The sequence below is a fragment of the Streptomyces sp. TAA204 genome (assembly GCF_000424965.1).
Genome location: NZ_AUKW01000010.1, coordinates 170,734 through 191,252, shown reverse-complemented (window position 1 = coordinate 191,252; position 20,519 = coordinate 170,734). Strand labels below are relative to the sequence as shown.

General features: G+C 71.8%; 20 protein-coding genes. 17 read left to right on the top strand and 3 right to left on the bottom strand.

Features of this window, described 5'->3' with window-relative positions; genetic code table 11:
* The first annotated feature begins 38 nt into the window (after positions 1-38).
* The 7 genes from H343_RS0117185 to H343_RS0117155 all read left to right on the top strand — a co-directional run bounded on the left by H343_RS0117185 (position 39) and on the right by H343_RS0117155 (position 7,823).
* Complete coding sequence (locus H343_RS0117185) at positions 39-1,568, top strand: sugar ABC transporter ATP-binding protein (protein ID WP_028432170.1); 1,530 nt, start codon at positions 39-41, stop codon at positions 1,566-1,568.
* 146 nt (positions 1,569-1,714) lie between these two features.
* Entirely contained in the window at positions 1,715-2,713 is a 999-nt protein-coding gene (locus H343_RS31135; protein WP_051265444.1) for an ABC transporter permease, read from the top strand.
* Positions 2,714-2,787: 74 nt separating this feature from the next.
* Positions 2,788-3,786 carry an ABC transporter permease gene (locus H343_RS0117175; protein ID WP_028432169.1) on the top strand — a complete coding sequence of 333 codons (999 nt, stop codon included), beginning with the start codon at positions 2,788-2,790 and terminating at the stop codon, positions 3,784-3,786.
* 120 nt (positions 3,787-3,906) lie between these two features.
* A complete protein-coding gene (gene rhaS / locus H343_RS0117170) occupies positions 3,907-4,986 on the top strand; it encodes a rhamnose ABC transporter substrate-binding protein (RefSeq protein WP_028432168.1) in 1,080 nt (359 codons plus the stop codon).
* 12 nt (positions 4,987-4,998) lie between these two features.
* Entirely contained in the window at positions 4,999-5,334 is a 336-nt protein-coding gene (locus H343_RS0117165; RefSeq protein WP_028432167.1) for an L-rhamnose mutarotase, read from the top strand.
* 21 nt (positions 5,335-5,355) lie between these two features.
* Complete coding sequence (locus H343_RS31130; protein ID WP_051265404.1) at positions 5,356-6,807, top strand: L-fucose/L-arabinose isomerase family protein; 1,452 nt, start codon at positions 5,356-5,358, stop codon at positions 6,805-6,807.
* Entirely contained in the window at positions 6,804-7,823 is a 1,020-nt protein-coding gene (locus H343_RS0117155) for a LacI family DNA-binding transcriptional regulator (RefSeq protein ID WP_028432166.1), read from the top strand. The genes H343_RS31130 and H343_RS0117155 overlap by 4 nt, the downstream gene beginning before the upstream one ends.
* Before the next feature lie 302 nt (positions 7,824-8,125).
* Here the strand turns inward: H343_RS0117155 and H343_RS31125 are convergent, their stop codons facing one another.
* On the bottom strand, positions 8,126-9,292 hold the full coding sequence (locus tag H343_RS31125) for an NAD(P)-binding domain-containing protein (protein WP_078505776.1): 1,167 nt from the start codon (positions 9,290-9,292) through the stop codon (positions 8,126-8,128).
* Positions 9,293-9,357: 65 nt separating this feature from the next.
* Between H343_RS31125 and H343_RS0117145 the strand changes: the two genes are divergently transcribed.
* Entirely contained in the window at positions 9,358-9,780 is a 423-nt protein-coding gene (locus H343_RS0117145) for a YjbQ family protein (protein ID WP_028432165.1), read from the top strand.
* A gap of 185 nt (positions 9,781-9,965) precedes the next feature.
* Here H343_RS0117145 and H343_RS0117140 read toward each other — a convergent pair whose 3' ends face one another.
* Positions 9,966-10,733: an IclR family transcriptional regulator gene (locus tag H343_RS0117140; protein ID WP_028432164.1), complete on the bottom strand. Its 768-nt coding sequence runs from the start codon at positions 10,731-10,733 to the stop codon at positions 9,966-9,968.
* 140 nt (positions 10,734-10,873) lie between these two features.
* Between H343_RS0117140 and H343_RS0117135 the strand changes: the two genes are divergently transcribed.
* The 9 genes from H343_RS0117135 to H343_RS31120 all read left to right on the top strand — a co-directional run bounded on the left by H343_RS0117135 (position 10,874) and on the right by H343_RS31120 (position 19,850).
* A complete protein-coding gene (locus H343_RS0117135; protein ID WP_028432163.1) occupies positions 10,874-11,773 on the top strand; it encodes an HpcH/HpaI aldolase/citrate lyase family protein in 900 nt (299 codons plus the stop codon).
* The gene (locus H343_RS0117130) at positions 11,770-12,933 is read left to right on the top strand and encodes a CaiB/BaiF CoA transferase family protein (protein WP_028432162.1); all 1,164 of its coding nucleotides are present in this window, start codon (positions 11,770-11,772) and stop codon (positions 12,931-12,933) included. The genes H343_RS0117135 and H343_RS0117130 overlap by 4 nt, the downstream gene beginning before the upstream one ends.
* Positions 12,933-13,433 (top strand): MaoC family dehydratase, encoded by a 501-nt coding sequence (locus H343_RS0117125; RefSeq protein WP_028432161.1) that lies wholly within the window; start codon positions 12,933-12,935, stop codon positions 13,431-13,433. Before H343_RS0117130 ends, H343_RS0117125 begins: the two co-directional genes overlap by 1 nt.
* Complete coding sequence (locus tag H343_RS0117120; protein WP_028432160.1) at positions 13,430-14,578, top strand: acyl-CoA dehydrogenase family protein; 1,149 nt, start codon at positions 13,430-13,432, stop codon at positions 14,576-14,578. Before H343_RS0117125 ends, H343_RS0117120 begins: the two co-directional genes overlap by 4 nt.
* Before the next feature lie 78 nt (positions 14,579-14,656).
* On the top strand, positions 14,657-15,664 hold the full coding sequence (locus tag H343_RS0117115) for an LLM class flavin-dependent oxidoreductase (RefSeq protein WP_037904052.1): 1,008 nt from the start codon (positions 14,657-14,659) through the stop codon (positions 15,662-15,664).
* Positions 15,661-16,686: a TRAP transporter substrate-binding protein gene (locus H343_RS0117110; RefSeq protein WP_028432158.1), complete on the top strand. Its 1,026-nt coding sequence runs from the start codon at positions 15,661-15,663 to the stop codon at positions 16,684-16,686. The genes H343_RS0117115 and H343_RS0117110 overlap by 4 nt, the downstream gene beginning before the upstream one ends.
* A gap of 10 nt (positions 16,687-16,696) precedes the next feature.
* Positions 16,697-17,284, top strand: a complete 588-nt coding sequence (locus H343_RS0117105; RefSeq protein ID WP_028432157.1) for a TRAP transporter small permease — start codon at positions 16,697-16,699, stop codon at positions 17,282-17,284.
* On the top strand, positions 17,281-18,588 hold the full coding sequence (locus H343_RS0117100) for a TRAP transporter large permease (protein WP_199778939.1): 1,308 nt from the start codon (positions 17,281-17,283) through the stop codon (positions 18,586-18,588). The genes H343_RS0117105 and H343_RS0117100 overlap by 4 nt, the downstream gene beginning before the upstream one ends.
* Positions 18,585-19,850, top strand: a complete 1,266-nt coding sequence (locus H343_RS31120; protein ID WP_199778938.1) for an MmgE/PrpD family protein — start codon at positions 18,585-18,587, stop codon at positions 19,848-19,850. Before H343_RS0117100 ends, H343_RS31120 begins: the two co-directional genes overlap by 4 nt.
* On the opposite strand, the gene H343_RS31115 is transcribed toward H343_RS31120, so the two are convergent.
* A complete protein-coding gene (locus H343_RS31115) occupies positions 19,786-20,517 on the bottom strand; it encodes an HAD family hydrolase (protein ID WP_051265402.1) in 732 nt (243 codons plus the stop codon). The two genes, H343_RS31120 and H343_RS31115, sit on opposite strands and share 65 nt — an antisense overlap.
* Positions 20,518-20,519: the final 2 nt, after the last annotated feature.

Genomic DNA, 20,519 nt, shown 5'->3' with positions numbered 1-20,519 from the left:
CGCCAACCTGCGCACCGCACCACAGGAGGAGCAGGACCATGACCCAGCCCGAGCCGGGAGCGAGCCCGGCGCCGGTCCTCGCACTGGAGGAGGTGACCAAGTCCTTCGGCAATGTGCGTGCCCTGCGGGGCGTCTCCCTCTCCCTGCACCGCGGAGAGGCACACGCCCTCGCCGGGGAGAACGGCGCGGGCAAGTCCACGCTCATCAAGATCCTCGCCGGGGTGCACGCCCCGGACGCCGGCACCGTGCTGCTCGACGGCGGCCCCGTGCACTTCTCCGGACCCGCGGACGCCCGCCGCGCCGGCATCGCCGTGATCTACCAGGAGCCCACACTCTTCGCCGACCTCTCGATCGCGGAGAACATCTTCATGGGCCGTCAGCCCCGCCGCGCACTGGGCCGCATCGACCGTTCCGCGGTGCGGGAGGCGACCGCCGCCCTCATGCGCCGGCTCGGCGTCGACCTCGACCCCGACCGTCCCGCACGCGGACTCTCCATCGCCGACCAGCAGATCGTCGAGATCGCCAAGGCGCTCTCCTTCGACGCCCGGGTGCTGATCATGGACGAACCCACCGCGGCGCTCACCGGCACCGAGACGGCACGGCTCTTCTCAGTCGTCGGCACGCTGCGCGCCGAGGGCGCCGCCGTGCTGTTCATCTCCCACCGGCTGGGCGAGATCTTCGAGTTGTGCTCCCGCGTCACCACACTCCGCGACGGCGCGCCCGTGGCCACCGAGGCGCTGGAGGCCCTCACCGAGGACGACCTCGTACGCCGCATGGTCGGCCGCGATCTGCAGGAGCTGTACCCCAAGCAGGACACGACGCCCGGCCCGCCGGCGCTGACCGTACGCCGGCTCACCCGCGAAGGCGTCTTCCACGACGTCTCCTTCGAGGTGTGCCGCGGAGAGATCGTCGCGCTGGCGGGACTGGTCGGGGCCGGGCGCAGCGAAGTCGTACAGGCGGTCTTCGGAGTCGACCGTGCGGACGCGGGAGAGGTCGAGGTCGAAGGCACCAGGCTGCGGCCGGGCTCGCCGACCGCAGCCATGGCGGCGGGAGTCGCGCTCGTACCGGAGGACCGGCGGCAGCGGGGCCTGGTGATGGAGATGTCCATCGAGCGGAACATCGCGCTGACCGGGCTGGACCGCATCGGCCGGGCGGGGGTGGTCCGGCGGGCCCTGGAACGCGCGCGTGCGGCGGACTGGGCCGTGCGGCTCCGGCTGAAGTACGACCGGCTCTCCGACACCGTCGGTGTGCTCTCCGGCGGCAACCAGCAGAAGGTCGTGCTCGCCAAGTGGCTCGCCACACAGCCGGGCGTCCTCATCGTCGACGAACCCACCCGGGGCATAGACGTCGGCACCAAGGCCGAGGTGCACCGGCTGCTGTCGGCCCTGGCGGCCGACGGGATCGCCGTGCTGATGGTCTCCTCCGACCTGCCCGAAGTCCTCGGCATGGCCGACCGTGTGCTCGTGATGCACGAAGGGCGTCTCGTCGCCGGGATACCCCGCGGCGAGGCCACCGAGGAGTCGGTGATGGCGGCGGCCACCGGACGCGGCACCAGGGAGGCGGCGTGAGCGGGTCACTGCGGCAGGGGCATGAGCAGGGACAGGGTCAGGGACACGGCCAGGGACAGGGCGCCGGGCAGGCACGGACGCGGGAGGTGCAGCACCGGCAGGGACCGGGAAACCCGCCGTCAGCCGAACCGGCCGCCGCACAGCCGGTGAAGGGCCGCTCCGCCCGCTCACTGACCGACCTGGTCCTCCGGGTACGGGAGTTGAGCATCGGCGGCGCCCTGGTGCTGCTGATCCTGGGCACCTGGCTCGTCAACCCCGGCTTCCTGGACGAGCAGGGCGTACGGGACCTGTTGCTCAACTCGGCGATCCTGGTGCTGCTCGCGACGGGGCAGTCCGTCGTCGTGCTGACCCGGAATATCGACCTGTCCGTCGGTTCCGTCGTCGGGCTCACCGCATTCGCCTGCGGCAGCTTCGTCTCCGGCACGCAGCACAGCGCACCGGCGGTGGTCCTGCTGGGCACGGCGCTCGGCGTGCTGTGCGGACTGGTCAGCGGCCTGCTCGTCAGCTTCGGCAGGGTGCCCGCCCTCGTGGTCACCCTCGGCATGCTCTACGTCATCCAGGGCGTCGGCCACGTGTGGGCGCACGGCCGGCAGATCAACGCTGCCAACGTGCCCGACGGGGTGCTGGAGATGGGCAGCGGCAGCGTGCTCGGCGTGCCGTATCTGCCGCTGATCTCGGCGGTCGTGCTGGCGGCCACCGCGTACTACCTGCGCACCTACCGCAGCGGGCGCGAGCTGTACGCGATCGGCTCCAATCCCGAGGCGGCACGGTTGGCCGGCATCCCCGTCCGGCGCCGCGTGCTCGCCGCGTACGCCTTCTCCGGCGCCGTCGCGGGCTTCGCCGGCGCGCTGTGGCTCGCACGCTTCGGGACGGTCGTCGCCGATGCCGCGAACGGCTGGGAGCTGACGGTCGTCAGTGCCGTAGTCGTCGGCGGCGTCGCCATCACCGGCGGTGTCGGCACCGTATGGGGCGCCGCGCTCGGCGCCCTGCTGCTGACCACGATCGGCAGCGCGCTCGTCGTTCTCAAGGTCAACCCCTTCTGGGAGCAGGCCATCACGGGTGTGCTGCTTCTGGCGGCGATCAGCGCCGACCGTGTCGTGCGCAGCCGTACCACCGAGGCGCTGAGGAAGAGGAGCCGGCATTGAACGCCCCGACACCACTCATCGACCCGGCGGGCCCCTCCGGCGAAGGCGCAGGCGGAGGCGGAACCGCGGGCGCGGTGCGCCGTGAACGCGGCGGCGGCCCGGGGCGGTTCCTGCGGTGGGACACGGCGGTCGGTGTGCTGCTGGTCGCCGTCCTCCTCGCCGGCAGCGGGACCACGGAGGGCTTCGCGGACGTCACCAACCTCTCCGCCGCGCTCAACGACACCGCCGAGATCGCCCTCATCGCCCTTCCGATGACTCTGCTCGTGGTGGCAGGCCAGGTCGACCTGTCCGTCGCCTCGATGCTGGGGCTCTCCAGTGCGCTGGCGGGCTCGCTGTGGGACGCGGGCTGGGCGTTCGAGATGATCGTCCCGCTGTGCCTGCTCGTCGGCCTGCTGGGCGGCCTGCTCAACGGCTGGCTGGTCACCCGCGTCGGGCTGCCCTCGCTCGCCGTCACCATCGGCACCCTCACCCTCTACCGGGGCCTGGCCTCGGTCGTACTCGGCAACAAGGCCGTCGCCGACTTCCCCGAGACGTACGCGCGGTGGACGTCCTACACCGAACCGGTGCCGGGCACCTTCGTCCCCTATCCGGTGGCCCTGTTCGTCGTGCTCGCCGTACTGGCGGCCTTCGTGCTGCACTGCACCGCCGCCGGACGCTCCCTGTTCGCCATCGGAGCGCAGGAGGACGCGGCCTGGTTCGCCGGCATCCGGGTGCGCAGGATCAAACTGGTGCTCTTCGCGGTCACCGGACTCACCGCCTCCTTCGCCGGGATCGTCTACACGCTGCGCTACGGGAGCGCACGCGCCGACAACGGGCTCGGTCTCGAACTCCTCGTCATCGCCTCGGTGCTGCTGGGCGGCGTCGACTTCAACGGCGGCAAGGGAACGCTCGGCGGCGCGGTCGCCGGCGTGCTGCTGATCGGAGTGCTCAACAACCTCCTCACCCTCAACGACATCTCCAACGAGATCCAGGTCATCGTCACCGGCGTACTGCTGGTGATCTCCGTGCTCACGCCACGGCTGATCGCCGTGGTCTCCGAGCGCAGACAGCGCCGCGCGGCCGCCGTGCCCTGACGGGTCTCCGCGCCGCGCCCGCTCTCCATCTCCGCGGCCCCGCCCCGCGACCCTCTGCCGACCCCGACCTGCTGACCCCGACGACTTCCTTCGTGCGACAACCGCCTGAAAGGCCCAGCCATGCGACTGCACACCCGCCCCCGCGTGCTCGCCGCCACCGCCGCGGCCTGCGCGCTCTCCCTCGCCCTTGCCGGCTGCTCCGGCACGACGAAGAGCGACGCCAAGGACGACGCCGCGGACAAGGCGCAGGGCGCCGAGGCCGATCCCGACGCGCCGCTGAAGAAGGGCCTGAAACTGGCCTTCCTGCCCAAGCAGATCAACAATCCCTACGAGAAGATCGTCGACGAGGCCGGCATCGCCGCCGCCGGGGAGTACGGCGGCAAGGCCAAGGAGGTCGGGCCCTCCGACGCCAAGGCCTCCTCCCAGGTCAGCTACATCAACACGCTCGTGCAGCAGCGCCAGGACGCCATCCTCATCGCCGCCAACGACCCCAACGCCGTGTGCGGGCCGCTGAAACAGGCGATGAAGCAGGACATCAAGGTCGTCGCCTACGACTCCGACACGGCCACCGACTGCCGTCAGCTGTTCATCAACCAGGCCAGCTCCGAGGAGATCGGCCGCTCGCTGGTACGGCGCACCGCCGAACAGGTCGGCCACAAGGGGGAGATCGCGATCCTCTCGGCCACCCAGAACGCCACGAACCAGAACACCTGGATCGAGTTCATGAAGGACGAGCTGAAGAAGCCCGAGTACAAGGACATGAAGCTGGTCAAGACCGCCTATGGCGACGACGACGACCAGAAGTCCTTCCAGGAGACCCAGGGCCTGCTCAAGGCGTACCCCGACCTGAAGGCCGTCATCTCGCCCACCACCGTCGGCATCGCCGCCGCGGCGCGCTACATAAGCGGCTCCTCCTACAAGGACGAGGTCGTCCTCAACGGCCTCGGGACACCCAACCAGATGCGCAAGTACGTCAAGGACGGGACTGTCGAGGAGTTCTCGCTCTGGGACCCCGAGAAGCTCGGCTACCTCGGCTCGTACGCCGCCGCCTCGCTCGCCTCGGGGCAGATCACCGGCAAGCAGGGCGAGAAGTTCAAGGCCGGGAAGCTGGGGGAGCGCACCGTGGGCAAGGACGGCGAGGTCATCCTGGGACCGCCCACCGTCTTCGACAAGAAGAACATCGACGAGTTCGACTTCTAGGAGGGCGGAGGCGTGCGGCGAGTCTGCTTCGTGCTGAAGGTCCGCGCCGACCGGGTGGCGGAGTACCGTGAGCGGCACAAGGCCGTGTGGCCGGAGATGCTCACGGCGCTGGCCGAGTGCGGCTGGCACAATTACTCCCTCTTCCTGCGTGAGGACGGCCTGCTCGTGGGCTGTCTGGAGACGGAGGACTTCGCGGCGGCGCGGGCGGCGATGGAGGAGCGTGAGGTCAACACCCGCTGGCAGCGGGAGATGGCGCCCTTCTTCGAGTCCCCGGACGGAGAGCGCCCCGACGAAGCGATGACACCGCTGACCGAGGTGTTCCACCTCGACGGCAGCCGCACGGCCTGAGTTCGCGAGGAGCGAGAGTCGATGAGCACAACCCCCTCCGTCCCCTCGGCCGGCCCCGCGCCCGCGGGGGCGCGCAGGCCCAGAATCGGTCTGGTCGCGGGCGGACTGGGCGCGTACTGGCCCCAGTTCCCCGACCTGCTGCCCCGCCTGCGCCGCTCCGCGGACCGGGTCGCGCAGCGGATGGGCGAGTTCGACGCCGATGTCGTCGACGCCGGCTTCGTGTCGGACGCGCAGGAGGGGGCACAGGCGGCCGAGAGGCTGCGCGCCGCCGACTGCGACCTCATCGTCGGTTTCCTCACCACCTACATGACGGCGACGATGCTCGTCCCCGTCGCTCAACGCAGCGGCGCCCCCGTGCTGCTGATCAACCTCCAGCCGACCGAGGCGATGGACCACGCGAGTTTCGACACGGGGCAGTGGCTGGCCTACTGCGGGGCGTGCCCGCTGCCGGAGATGGCCAACGCCTTCGAACGTGTCGGGGTCGAATTCCGCTCCGTCTCCGGCTACTTGGAGGACGAGCGCGCGTGGCGCAGGATCGGCCGGTGGGTGCGTGCCGCAGGTCTGAGGGGGTCGCTGCGCTCCGCACGCCACGGGCTGATGGGCCATCTCTACCCCGGGATGCTCGACGTCTCCACCGACCTGACGATGGTGCCCGCCACCTTCGGCGGGCACGTCGAGGTGCTGGAGTTCGACGATCTGCGCGTACGGGTCGAGGACGTGACGCAGGAGCAGACGGCGGCGAGGGTCGCCGAGGCGCGGGACCTCTTCGAGGTCGACGCCTCCGTCGACGCGGACGACCTGGCCTGGGCGGCACGGGTGTCGACCGGGCTCGACCGGCTCGTGGACGACTTCGGCCTGGACTCGCTCGCGTACTTCCACCGTGGTCTGGGCGGCGAGGTGCACGAACGCCTCGGAGCGGGGATGATCCTCGGCGCCTCGCTGCTCACCCACCGCGGCGTCCCCGCGGCGGGTGAGTACGAACTGCGTACGTCGCTGGCCATGCTGATCTGCGAACGGCTGGGCGCGGGGGGCTCCTTCACCGAGTTCCAGGCCCTCGACTTCCGCGCCGGCGCCGTCGAGATGGGCCACGACGGGCCGGCCCACCCCGGTCTCGGCGGACGCCGCCCGCTGCTGCGGGGCCTGGGCGTCTACCACGGCAAACGCGGCTGGGGCGTGTCCGTCGAGTGCACCGCACGCCACGGCCCGGTCACGCTCCTCGGCGTCGGCCAGACCCGCGAGGGACGGTACCGGCTGGTCGCGGCCGAGGGCGAAGCCGTCCCCGGACCGCTGCTGGAGATCGGCAACACCACCTCCCGCATCGATTTCGGAGCCGACCCCGGTGAATGGACGGACGCGTGGAGCGCCAGCGGAGTCGGCCACCACTGGGCCCTGGCTCCCGGGCAGCTGCTGCCCGAGCTGCGTGCCCTGGCCTCCCTGACCGGAGTGGAACTGACAGAGGTGCGCCCCGGATGAGCGGCCGTCAGGTGGGCATCAAGCAGGTCGCACAGGCAGCGGGGGTCTCCGTCGGCACGGTCTCCAACGTCATCAACAGACCCGAGTCCGTCTCCGACAACACGCGCACCCGCGTGCTGTCCACCATCCAGCAACTGGGCTATGTGCGCAGTGAGTCGGCGCGCCAGCTGCGTGCCGGGCAGAGCCGGATCATCGCACTGCTCGTGCTGGACATGGCGAACCCGTTCTTCGTGGACGTCGCCAGGGGCGCCGAACGTGCCGCGCGCGAGGCGGGCCTGGGCGTGATGCTCTGCAACAGCGCGCAGAGCCCGTCGGAGGAGGCGGAGTACCTCTCGCTCTTCGCCGAGCAGCGTGTGCGGGGCGTCCTGGTCACCCCCGCCGACAGCGGCTCGAATCTGGTCGGCTTCCGCCGGCACGCCATCCCCTACGTCCTCGTCGACCGCTTCGACGGCGACTCCGACCGCTGCTCGGTCTCCGTCGACGACGTGGTGGGCGGCGAGCTGGCGGTGGCGCACCTCCTCGAACGGGGCCACGGCGACCTCGCCTACGTCAGCGGGCCGATGCAGCTGACACAGTGCCGCGACCGCCACACCGGGGCGCGGAACGCCCTGCGAGCCGCGGGCAGCGGGGCGACGCTGCGGCAAGTGGAGACGGAGCGGCTGGATGTGGCGGCCGGCAGGGACGCGGGAGCGCGCCTGCTCGGGATGTCACCGCGCCCCTCGGGGGTGTTCTGCGCGAACGACCTGCTGGCACTGGGCGTGCTGCAGTCGCTGTACGGGGCGGGAGTGCAGGTTCCCGACGAGGTGGCGCTGGTCGGCTACGACGACATCGAGTTCGCGGCGGCGGCCGCGGTGCCGCTGACGTCGGTGCGGCAGCCGGCGTTCCGCATGGGGAGTACGGCCGCGGAGCTGCTGATCGAGGAGACGGGCGACAGCGCGGACACGCACGAGCACCGGCGGATCGTCTTCCAGCCCGAACTCGTCGTCCGCGGCTCGACCATGACCTTCAAGGGCTGACCCACCCCGGGCGGCACGGACGCTGCGGGCGCTGCGGCGCGCGGCCCGGCAGGCGACCGCACACGAGGGCGCCGCCCGCCGGAAGGCTTCCGGCAGGCGGCGCCGAAGGGGACGTACGTCAGACGAGCCGGCCGGCATGGTGGACGAGGCAGGCCGGAGCGTGCGTGATGACGTTCAAGGGGTGCGTTCCCTTGTTCCCGATGGGGACAACTCACCGGCCTTCGTGGGACGTTCGGGCCGGATGCGCCGCGTGGTCTGCAGCCCGCGCCTGCGCACCGCAAGCATTCACGGGCGCAGAGTCATCACGGGGCGGAACCCTGCACGGCCACGCGTCCGGGCGAAGACCCGCTCCCGTGTTCGCCCGCGCTCCCGCCGGCCGGGCTCGCCCACCGGGACGCCGGGCCCTCCGGGCCGTACCTGAGCAGGCGGTCGACTCCGACGGCGGCCGCACGGCCCGCACGGTTCGCCCCGATCGTGCTGGCCGAAGGGCCGTAGCCGACAAGGTGGATGCGCGGGTCGGCCACGACGCGCGTGCCGTCCATGCGGATGCCGCCGCCCGCCTCGCGCAGCCGCAGCGGTGCCAGATGCTCCACGGCGGGCCGGAAGCCCGTCGCCCACAGCAGGGTGTCCGCGGCCATCATCCTGCCGTCCCCCCAGACGACACCGTCCGGGACGATCCGCTCGAACATCGGCTCGCGCCGCAGCACCCCGCTCTCGCGGGCGCGGCGCATCGCCTCGGTCACGGGCAGCCCCGTCACGGACACCACACTGCGCGGCGGCAGCCCGCGCCGTACCCGCTCCTCGACGAGTGCCACCGCCGCACGGCCCAGGTCCTCGTGGAACGGGGCGTCACGGAAGACCGGTTCGCGGCGCGTCACCCACGCCGTCGCGGCCGCCACCTCGGAGACCTCCAGCAGATGCTGCACGGCCGAGGTCCCGCCCCCGACGACGACCACGCGCCTGCCGGTGAAGATCTCGGAGTGCGGCCCCGGGTACTGCGCCGTGTGCAACTGCCTTCCGAGGAAGCTGTCCTGGCCGGGGTAGCGGGGCAAGAAGGGCCTGTCCCACGTCCCGGTCGCGCTGATCACCGCGCGCGCCGACCACGTGCCGTGCGAGGTCTCCACGCTCAGCCGCCCGCCGCCGCCCTCGCGCACCGCACGCACATGGACGGGACGCCGCACGGCCAGGTCGAAGGTGTCCTCGTACGCGCCGAAGTACTCGCCGATCACCTCGGAGGAGGGGCGGTCCGGGTCCGCCCCGGTCAGCTCCATGCCGGGCAGTGCGTGCATGCCGTGGACCCTGCCGTAGGTCAGCGTCGGCCAGCGGTACTGCCAGGCGCCGCCCGGACGCTCCGCGTGGTCCAGGACGACGAAGTCCCGGCCCGGTTCGTACCCCAGGCGCCGCAGATGGAAGGCGCTCGAGAGTCCTGCCTGACCCGCTCCGGCGATCACCGCCGCCACGTCGTTCATGTACCTGCAAACCACACGGACGCCTCGAAGCTTCCCGCGCCGCACGGGCGTGGAGGATGGGGAGCATGACCAACGGAATGCAGACCAACGTCATCCGCATCACCACCGGATCGAGTGAGACCGTCACCGACCTGACCCGCGAGTGCGAAACGTTCCTGAGCGGAGCCGCGCAGGGCCGCGACGGGCTGCTGAACGTCTTCGTGCCCCACGCGACCGCCGGGATCGCCGTCCTGGAGACCGGCGCCGGCAGCGACGACGACCTGCTCGCCGCCCTCCGTGACCTGCTCCCCGCGGACGACCGCTGGCGCCACCGCCACGGCAGCCCCGGGCACGGCCGCGACCACGTGCTGCCCGCGATCGTGCCGCCGCACGCGACGCTGCCCGTGATCGGCGGCAAGCTGGAGCTGGGGACCTGGCAGTCGGTCTGCCTGGTGGACACCAACCGCGACAATCCGAACCGCGGGGTGCGGCTGTCCTTTCTCGGTTAGGCGTCGGTCAGGCGGCGCCCGGGAAGGTCCGCGTCCTGAGCCGGGCGTCCTGAGCCGGGTGTCCTGAGCCGGGCGTCCAGAGCCGGGCGTCCTGAGCCGGGCGTCCTGAGCCGGGTGTCCGGGCCGCCGACGGTCACAGCACCGGCCCGGCACGGGGAGCCGGCGGGAGACCGCAGCCCGCCCCCTCACATATGGGGCAGGCCGTCGCTCACACGTTCCGCGGCGCGGACGACGAGCGCGCCCAGCCGCCGCGCACGCGCCGCGTCGTAGCGCTGCACCGGCACGGAGACGGCGATCGCGCCCACTGGCCGCCCGTCGCCGTCCAGCAGGGCCGCCCCCACGGCGCCGACGCCGGGGCGCCAGGCGCAGTCGTTCGTCGCGTAGCCCACCTCCCGCACGGTGCGCAGGTCCGCGGCGACCGCGTCGCTGTCGGCGGGGGTGGTCTCGGAGAAGCGTTCCAGATCGCCGTTCAGCAGCCGCTCCACCTCCTCGTGCGGCAGCCGCGCGAGGATCGCCCGGCCGCTGCAGCTCGCGTGCAGCGGCACGCGCACGCCCAGGCGGACCCAGGTGCGCACGGGCTCGTCGCTGTCCACCCTGTCCACCACGACGAGGTCCTGGCCGCCGCCGTAGCTGATCAGGTGGATGGTCTCGTGCGTCTCGTCGCGCAGCTCCCGCATGACCGTCAGGGCCGCCTCCCGCAGGCCGAGCTCCACCGAGGCGTGTATGCCCACGGACAGGGCGCGGCCGGTGAGAACCCACTGCGTCCTGTCCGTGCGGGAGGAGGTCAGCCAGCCTGCTTCCCGCAGTGTGACCAGACACCGGTGCACAGAACTTTTCGGGGTGCCGGTCGCCCTGGCGATCGCCGAGACACCGACGGGCTGCAGCTCCGCAACTGTCTCCAGAATGCGCAGAGTTGTGATGACGGTGCGCATCGCCTGGCCGTTGTTCGGCATCGGTCTTCGGCCCCCTCGCTCTCAGTGCCGCGCCGGATGACGCACGCACGACCCTTGACAGTACGTGAGGGGCGTCACCAGGGTGAGTGCCACTGTACCGCCAGGTGGTACATGTTCCATTACACGGAACAGGAGCTCTCATGGACGTCGGACGAGCCGTGCTGTTCGTCCCGGGCGACCGGCCCGACCGGATCGTCAAGGCGCTGGCCACACCCGCCGACGCGGTCGCCGTCGACCTCGAGGACGCGGTCGCCGCGCCGGAGAAGGCCGCCGCGCGCACCCGCACGGCCGAGACGCTGAGCGGCATCACGGACGGCTCCGGCCCCGGCCTGTTCGTGAGGATCAACCCGCTGGAGACCGCCGAGGCGGAGGAGGACCTCTCCGCGCTCCCCCCGGTGCTCGCCACGAGGTGCCTGACCGGCCTGATCGTCCCCAAGGCCGGCTCCGCCCCCGCACTGGCCCGGCTCGGTGCGCGACTGACCGCACTCGAACGGGCGGCGGGCGCGACGCCCGGAGCGCTGTGCGTGGTGCCGGTCGTGGAGACCGCCCGCGCCGTCCTCGAATCCTTCGCCCTCGCCACCGCCTGCCCGCGGGTGCGGACGCTCCTGTTCGGCACGCTCGACCTCGCCGCCGAGCTCGGGGTGCGCCCCAGCGCCGGGGGAGCCGAACTCGCGCACGCCCGCTCGCAGGTGGTGCTCGCCGCCCGTGCGGCCGGACTCACCGGCCCCCTGGACGGGCCATGGGCGTCCCTGGACGACGAGGAAGGGCTGCTGCGCTCCAGCCGCGCCGCGCGCGAACTCGGGTTCACCGGCCGCGTCGTGCTGCACCCACGTCAAGTGGGCCCCGTCCGGCGGGCGTTCGCACCGACGGACGAGGAGCTCGTCCGCGCCCGCGAGATCCTCGCCGCCGACCGCGCGGCACGGGAGCGAGGTGTGGGCGCGATGCGGCTGCCCGACGGTACGTTCGTCGACCGGCCGGTGGTGACCCGGGCGGCCGCGCTGCTGCACGCGGCCGGGGCCGACGAGGAGGTCACCTCATGACCGGCCGCCTGCGGCTGCCGCTGGAGGGCATCACCGTCGTCGCCGTGGAACAGGCCGTCGCGGCTCCCTTCGCCACCCGCCACCTCGCCGACCTCGGCGCACGGGTCATCAAGGTGGAGAGGCCCGACGGGGGCGACTTCGCCCGCGGCTATGACCACGCCGTGCAGGGCGGGTCCAGCGCGTTCCTGTGGCTCAACCGCGGCAAGGAGTCCCTTCAGCTCGACCTGAAGGAACCGGCCGCCCGCGAGGACCTGCACCGGCTCCTGGAGGGCGCCGACGTCGTGGTGGCCAACCTCGCCCCCGCCGCACTCGACAGGCTCGGCCTCGACGCCGACAGCCTCCGCGCCCGCCACCCCCGCCTGATCGTGTGCCTGATATCCGGCTACGCACCGGACGGGCCCCTCGCCGCGAAGAAGGCCTACGACGCGCTGATCCAGGCCGAGACGGGCCTGATGTCACTGACCGGCACCCCCGCCGCACCCGCCAAGACCGGCATCTCCATCGCGGACATCGCCGCGGGCAGCTACGCCTACAGCGGCGTGCTCGCCGCCCTGCGCCACCGCGACGTGACGGGCGAGGTGCTGCCCGTCCACGTCTCGCTCTTCGGCGCACTCGCCGAGTGGATGGCGCACCCGCTCTACCTCACTCTCCACGGCGGCTCCGCCCCGTCCCCCATGGGGACCTCGCACCCCTCGATCGCTCCCTACGGTGCCTTCACCGCCGCGGACGGCACGCCGGTGATGATCGCCGTGCAGAACGAACGCGAGTGGGAGCGGCTGTGCGCCGAGGTGCTCCAGGAGCCCGCCCTCGCCGCCGACGAGCGCTTCCGCTCCAACCCCGGCCGGGTGGCCCACCGGGAGGCCCTCGACGCCGAACTCGCCCGGCGCTTCCGGGCGTGCGCCCCGCTGGAACTGACGGGACGGCTGGACGCCGCGGGCATCGCATGGGGACGGATCACCCCGCTCGCGGAACTGGCGGCACACCCCGAACTGGACCGGGCCGACCGCTGGATGGACACCCCCACCGAGCACGGCACCGTACGCACCCTGATCCCGCCCGGCACCCCCGGCCGACGCTTCGCCGAAGGCGGCGGGGTGCCGGGTCCGGGCAGCCACACGGCGTCCGTGCTCGACGGACTGCGCACCGAGGAAGGCGAGTGATGACGACCCACACCGGCTGGCACGGACGGTTCTACGAGGACTTCGTCGTGGGCGACGTCTTCGAGCACCCGCTGGGCCGCACCGTGACCACGACGGACAACGTCTGGTTCACGCTGCTCACCCAGAACACCGCACCGCTGCACTTCGACCACGAGTACGCGCGGCGCACCGAGTTCGGCAAGCCGCTGGTCAACTCCACCTTCACGCTCTCGTTGGTGGCCGGCCAGAGCGTCACGGACGTCTCCCAGAACGTCTACGCCAACCTGGGCTGGGAGGAGATCACCCTGCCGAACCCCGTCTTCGAGGGCGACACCATCCGTTCCCGCTCGGCCGTGCTCAAGGTGCGGGAGTCGGCCTCCCGGCCCGCGCTGGGCGTGGTCACCGTCCGCACCACCGGCCACAAGCAGACCGGAGAGTGCGTCATCGAGTTCACCAGGACGCTGCTGGTCTACAAGCGCGGGCACGGCCCGCGGCACGAACTCGGGGAGGAGGGCGCGTGACAAGCGAACTGCGCCGCGATCTGCGCCAGTTGATCGACAGAATCTGCGCCGACTACCCCGACGAGTACTGGCGCGGGGTCGACGCCGAGCGCCGCTACCCCGAGGAGTTCGTCGACGCACTGACCGGTACGGGCTGCCTCGGCGCCCTCGTACCGGAGGAGTACGGCGGTCTGGGGCTCGGACTCGGCGACGCCTCCGTCATCCTGGAGGGCATCAACGCCGCCGGCGGCAACGCCGGCCCCGTGCACGCGCAGCTCTACACGATGGGCTCGCTGCTGCGGCACGGAAGCGAGGAGCAGAAGAGGCGCTATCTGCCCGGCATCGCCTCCGGAGAGCTGCGGCTGCAGGCGTTCGGTGTGACGGAGCCGACCGCCGGAACGGACACCACCAGCATCCGCACCACGGCCACCCGCACCGGTGACGGCTACGTCGTCAACGGCCAGAAGGTCTTCATCTCCCGCGTGCAGCACTCCGACCTGATGCTGCTGCTGGCCCGTACGGCGCCGCAGGAGACGTGGGCGAAGAAGTCGGAGGGCATGTCGCTCTTCCTCATCGACCTCCGTGAGACGCAGGGCGTGCAGTTGCGCCCCATCAGGACGATGGTCAACCACGAGACGAACGAGGTCTTCTTCGACAACGTCCGTATACCGGCGGACAGCCTCATCGGCGAGGAAGGGCGCGGCTTCCGCTACGTCCTGGACGGGATGAACGCCGAGCGCATCCTCATCGCCGCCGAATGCGTCGGCGACGGCCGGTGGTTCATCGACCGTGCCGCGCGGTACGGCAGTGAGCGGGTGGTCTTCGACCGGCCCATCGGCCAGAACCAGGGCGTGCAGTTCCCCATCGCCAGGGCTCACGTGCACGTCGAGGCCGCCGACCTGATGCGCTGGCGTGCCTGCGACCTCTTCGACGCGGGCGAGTCCTGCGGCGCCGAGGCCAACATGGCCAAGCTGCTCGCTGCCGACGCCTCCTGGGAAGCGGCAAACGCCGCACTGCAGACCCACGGCGGCTACGGCTTCACCGCCGAGTACGACATCGAGCGCAAGTTCCGCGAGACGAGGCTCTACCAGGTCGCGCCCGTCTCGACCAATCTCATCCTGTCCTACATCGGCCAGCACGTGCTGAAGATGCCCCGCTCGTTCTGAGCTCCCGCCCGAGAGACCGTCCCAGAGACCCCCGCCCCAGAGACCCCGCCCGTGAGTGAGAAGGGAGGCCCGGCCGACATGCGCCAAGGCCCTGCGTACGGACTGGTGCTGTGCAGCCAGTTCACCTCCGAGGACGACGTGGTGGCGCGCTTCGCCGAACAGGTGGAACAGGTGCGCTTCGCCCGCGACGCCGGATTCTCCTCCGTGTGGGCGACGCAGCACTACCTCGCCGACCCCTTCCAGTACCTGCATCCCCTCGCCGTGCTCTCCCGCATCGTGCCCGAGTCCGGCGACATGCGGATCGGCACGGCCATCACGCTGATGGCGCTTGGCAACCCCGTCGACCTGGCCGAGGAGCTCGCCACGCTGGACATCATCAGCGGCGGACGCCTCACCGTCGGCGCCGGACTCGGCTACCGCGACGTGGAGTTCGACGCCTTCGGGGTGCCCCCCAGGGGCCGGCTGCGCCGCTTCGAGGAGAACCTGGACCTCGTCCGCCGGCTGTGGACCGAGGACGAAGTGACCTTCAGCAACGACGCCGTCAAGCTGGAGGGCGTCCGCCCCGTCCTCCGCCCCGTGCAGCGCCCCCATCCGCCGCTGTGGCTGGCGGGCCACACCGACAGCGCGCTGCGGCGCACGGCACGGGCGGGCCTGCCGTGGATCGCCGCGGCGGCGCACGTGGACCGCGACTACCTGCACCGGCAGGTCGCCACCTTCCGGAACGCGTGCGCCGAGTCCGGCACGGGCGATCCGCGCATCCAGGTGCTGCAGGAGATCTACGTCGGCGAGAGCGACGAGTCGGCCGTGGAGGACGTACGGGCCGCGATGACGGTGAAGTACGAGGCATACCGCGCCTGGGGACAGGATCAGGTGCTGCCCGAATCCCAGAGCTTCGACAAGGAGTTCGACAAGCTGCGGCAGGGACGGTTCATCCTCGGCGACGCCGCCACGTGCCGCGCGCAGCTCGCCGATCTCATCGAGCACGTCGCTCCGGAGAACATCCTGCTGAGGCCGCAGTGGCCCGGGATGCCCCAGGAGCAGGTCATGGCCAGCCTGAAACGCCTTACGGACGAGGTGCTGCGATGAAGAACAAGAAGATGGGCCGGCGTGACTTCCTCACCGCCGCCGGCGCGGGCCTGGCAGCCGCGGGGGTGGCCTCGTGCTCCCCGGCGAGCGCCGGGTCCGGGCGCACCTCGACGGTGGCCACCTACATCCCCGCCTCCTACGACGATCTCTACCCCGGCATCGAGAAGTTCGTGGACGTGGTGACCCGGGAGAGCGGCGGGAAGCTGTCCTTGGACATGTTCGACTCGGGCACCCTGCTCGGCGCCGAGCAGTTGCTGCCGGGACTGCTCGCCGGCGTCGCCGATGTGATCTTCCAGACCAGCTCCTACGTGTCCTCGACCTACCCGGTACTGGGCGCCATGGAGCTGCCGTTCATCACGGAGGACTACGCCAAGACCCGCCGGGCCGCCGACCCGTCGGGCCCGCAGCACAAGCTGATCAACGACAACCTCGGGCCCAAGGGCGTACGCATCCTCGGCGGCATGCCGACGACCTTCGAATACCTGTGGACCGTCGACAAGCCGATCCGCGAACCGAGGGACGTACGCGGCATGCGCCTGCGCGTCGCCGGCGAGATCGAGGGCGAGACCGTCAAGGCCCTGGGCGGCGCACCCGTCTCCATGGGATCGGCGGAGGTCTACCAGGCGCTGGAGCGCCGCACCATCGACGGGATGGTCAGCTACGTGGGCACCGTCGTCTCCCGGGACCTGCAGAACATCATCAAGTACGGAACGGCCGGCCACTTCGGCACGTACACCGTCGACGCCTACTGCCGCAGCGACTGGTACGCGAAGCAGTCCCCCGCCGTGCGGCGGGCGCTCGACGCCGCCGGGCAGGCCCTCTACGAGGAGGGCACCGCCCACATGGTCAAGGTCCACACCGAGGACTACCTGCCCGCCGTGGAGGACGGGGGAGTCGAGATGATCAGGCCGGACGCCGCGGCCTTCCGCGACGCCGTCGCCCCGGTGCACGCGCGGTGGAAGAAGCTTCTCGGCGACGCCGACACAGCCGAACGGGCCGTCCAAGAGATCCGGAAGGCGTGAGGGGCCCGGCATGAGCGCACTGAACCGAATCCGCAAGTACGTCCTGGCGTGCGCCCTGGGACTGGCCGTGGTCTCCATGGCCGTCGTCGCACTGATGATGGTCTCCATCACCTACGACGTCCTCGTCCGCTACGCCTTCGCCGCACCGACCGACTGGGCCTACCCGCTCAACGCCGCCGGGGTGCTGGTGGCCACCGCGCTGGCGATCCCCTACTTCTACGCCAACGGCCGGCACATCTCGATGGACCTGGTGCACCGTTCGCTGCCCGCGCGGGCGCGCAGGGCCTCTGACGTGGTCACCGCGGCGGCGACCGCGGTGTTCGGACTGATCCTCGCCGTCACCGCCTTCCGCTCGATGACCACCGCCATCGAGGGCGGACTGACCGGATCGGGCACCTTCAGCATCCCGCTGTGGATTCCCGACGCGGTGCTGGCCCTGACCGGCGCCCTGCTCGTCCTTGTCGCCCTGCTCTTCCCACCGGGCGGCCCGCGCGAGGGAACGGAAGCCGAACCGCCCGCCGGGGGCGCCGAGCCCGGCCCGGCCGGCACGGCCGACAGGGGCGTCGCCGACGCCGGTGAAGGAGCGCCGAACCGATGATGTCCGAAGCTGTGATCGCGGGTCTCGCGGTCGTCGTCCTGCTGCTCCTCATCGCCCTGCGGACACCGATCTTCGTGGCGCTGGCGGTCTCCGGCGCCGCCGGACTGATCGGCATGAACGGCCTGTCCGGGGTGGAGCTGATACCGCTGTCGCTGGTCGCGCAGCTGCAGAACTACGCGCTCGTCGCGGCGCCCCTGTACATCCTGCTCGGCGAGGTACTGGCGGTCAGCGGTCTGGGCCGCGACCTGTTCGGCGCGTCCTACAGGTGGTTCAACCGGATACCCGGCGGGCTGGGCGCCTCGGCCATCGGCTCCTCCACCGTGTTCGGGGCGATGTCCGGCGTGAGCATCTCCTCGGTCGCGGTCATCGGCCGGATGGCCGTCCCGGAGATGCTCCACCGCGGCTACCGTCCGGCGTTCGCCAGCGGCACCGTGACGGCCTCCGGGGCGCTGGCCATGCTCATCCCGCCGAGCCTGATGTTCATCCTGTACTCGTCGGTGACGGGCGTGAGCATCGCGGAACTGTTCGCCGGCGGGCTGCTGCCCGGCCTGCTCCTCGCCGCGATGATGATCCTCTACGTCGTGCTGCGGGCCAAGGCGTCACCGTCCGAGGCGCCCGTCGCGGCCGAGGACTTCACCTGGCGGGAGCGCTTCGCCGCGCTGGGGAAGATCTCGCCCGCGCTGGCGCTCATCGTCCTCGTCCTCGGCTCGATCTACACCGGATTCGCCACACCCACCGAGGCCGCAGCCGTCGGTGCCCTCGCGGCTTTCGGGGTGACCGGAGGGATCTACCGCAAGCTGGGCTGGGAGAACCTGAAGACCATCTTCGCCTCCACGGCACATGTGACCGCATCCATCCTGGCCATCGTCGGCGCCGCCTTCGTCTTCACGCAGATGCTCGTCTCGGCACGGGTGCCCGACGCGGTCTCCGGATTCGTGGCGGGCCTGGACATCTCGCCCTATCTGGTGATCGCCGCGATCATGCTGGTGCTCGTCCTGCTCGGCTGCCTCGTGGACGCCGCGTCCCTGCTGCTGGTGGTGACGCCCATCCTGGTTCCCGCGATCGAGGAACTGGGCTTCGACCCCCTGTGGTTCGGCGTGCTGCTGGTCATCAACCTGGAGATGGCGGTGATCACGCCCCCGGTCGGACTGAACCTGTACACGATGAAATCCGTCGTGCCCGAGCTGGACCTGGCCGACATCTTCCGCGGCGTCCTGCCCTATCTGGCCATCGAGGCCGCGGTGCTGGCACTGGTGGTGGCCGTACCGGAGATCGCGACCTGGTTCCCGGGGCTGGTCCTGTGATCGCCGGTCTCGCGGACTGGGCGGTGGCGCTCCGCCCGGACGACGGGGACGGCGAACTCGCCCGCAGGGCACTGGTGGACACCGTCGCCGTGACGCTCGCCGCTGCCGGCGACCCCGTCGCGGAGATGACCGCGCAGTCGCCGGAGGTGCTGCGCTGGGCCGCGACCGGTCATGTGCTCGACTTCGACGACGTGCACCTGCCCTCGACCTCCCACGTCAGCGTCGTGTGCGCCGCCGCGGCGCTGGCCACCGGCGGCGGAACCCGCGAATACCTCGCCGGCGCGGGGGTGATGGCCCGGCTCGGCACCGCCCTCGGGTGGCGCCACTACAGCGACGGCTGGCACACCACCTGCACCGCGGGAGCACCGGCCGCCGCAGTCGCCGCGGGGCTCTCACTGGGCCTGGACGCGGACGGTCTCAAGCGGGCGATGGCCCTGGCCGTGCCCGCCGCGGGCGGCGTTCAGCGCGCGTTCGGCACCACCGGCAAGTCCCTCCAGGTGGGCTTCGCGGCGGAGGCCGGGGTACGGGCGGCGCACCTCGCGGCGGCCGGAGCATCGGCCGAACCCTCCGCGCTGGACCAGTGGTTCGCGCTCGTCGGCGGAGAGTCGGACCCCGATCTGTCCGGGCCGGCCGTTCCCGGCGGGCTCGCCCTGAAGCTGCACCCGTGCTGCTACGCGATGCAGCGGCCCATCAGCGCGGCCCGCACGCTGGGGACGGACGGGCTGCGTCACGAGGACATCGGCCGGATCGTCGTCTCCACGCCCCGGGCGGGCATGCAGCCGCTGATCCACCACCGTCCCCGTACCGGACTGGAGGCGAAGTTCAGCATGGAGTACGCGGTGGCGACCGCGCTCCTCGACGCCTTCCCTGGCCTCGCCGACTTCACCGACGCCGCCGCCCGACGCGCCGAGGCACAGCACCTGATGGAGCGGACACACCTCGAACTCGTCGCCGGCGGCGGGCAGGACCTCATGGCGGGCGAGACGCGGATCGTGCTCGAACTGACGGGCGGCGGGCGGGCCGAGACCGCGCTGGACCTGCCCCAGGGCCACCCCGGCCGGCCGCCCTCCGAGGCTGAGGTCGCCGCCAAGGTGGCCTCCTGCGTGGGCGAGGAGCGCGCCGAGGAGGTCATGGGAGTGACCTGGGAGGCGGCACCGCGCTTGCTCCGCAGAACCTTTCCCCGCCCCTCCGCGGGTCTCAGGGCGCGCCCTCCCGGCCGGGCCCCGCGAGGTCCGGAGCGTCCGGGACGCCGCCACCGGTGATCCAGTCGAAGGTGCGCCGGGCGTCGAACTCGTCCTGCCCGCCCGCGAAGAGCAGCCCGGCGGAGGCGAAGGCCGGATCGCCGGCACTCTGCGGCAGGTACGGAACGGCGACGCACCGCATGCCGGCCCGCCGCGCCGCCTCCGCGCCGGGCGGCGCGTCCTCCAGCACGACACAGCCGGCCGCGTCCGTGCCCAGGCGCCGCGCTGCTTCCAGGAACACGTCCGGCTCCGGCTTGCCGCGGGCGACCTCCTCCGCCGAGACCCGTACCGGCAGCAGGGCGTCCAGCCCCGCCCCGGTGAGTACGGCCTCGATGGCCGCCGCCGACGAGCCGGACGCCACGGCCGCCGGACAGCCGGCGGCGTGCAGCTCCTCAAGGAGGACGCGCATCTCGGGGAAGACCCGCGTGGAGCGGGCGAGCCGCAGATAGAGCTCGTTCTTCTCCGACAGCAGCTGCTCGACGGAGGCGTTGATCCCGTGCCGCTCCCGCAGCGTCCGGATCGTCTCCCGGGTGCTGATGCCGATGAACTCCTCGTGCTCCCGCCAGGTGAACTCCGGTACTCCGTGGGCAGCCAGCAGGCGGCGGCCCGCCTCGTAGTAGCTGGGCTCGCTGTCCACGAGGGTGCCGTCGAGGTCGAAGATCACGGCGGTGGCGGGGGAGCTGTCCATGC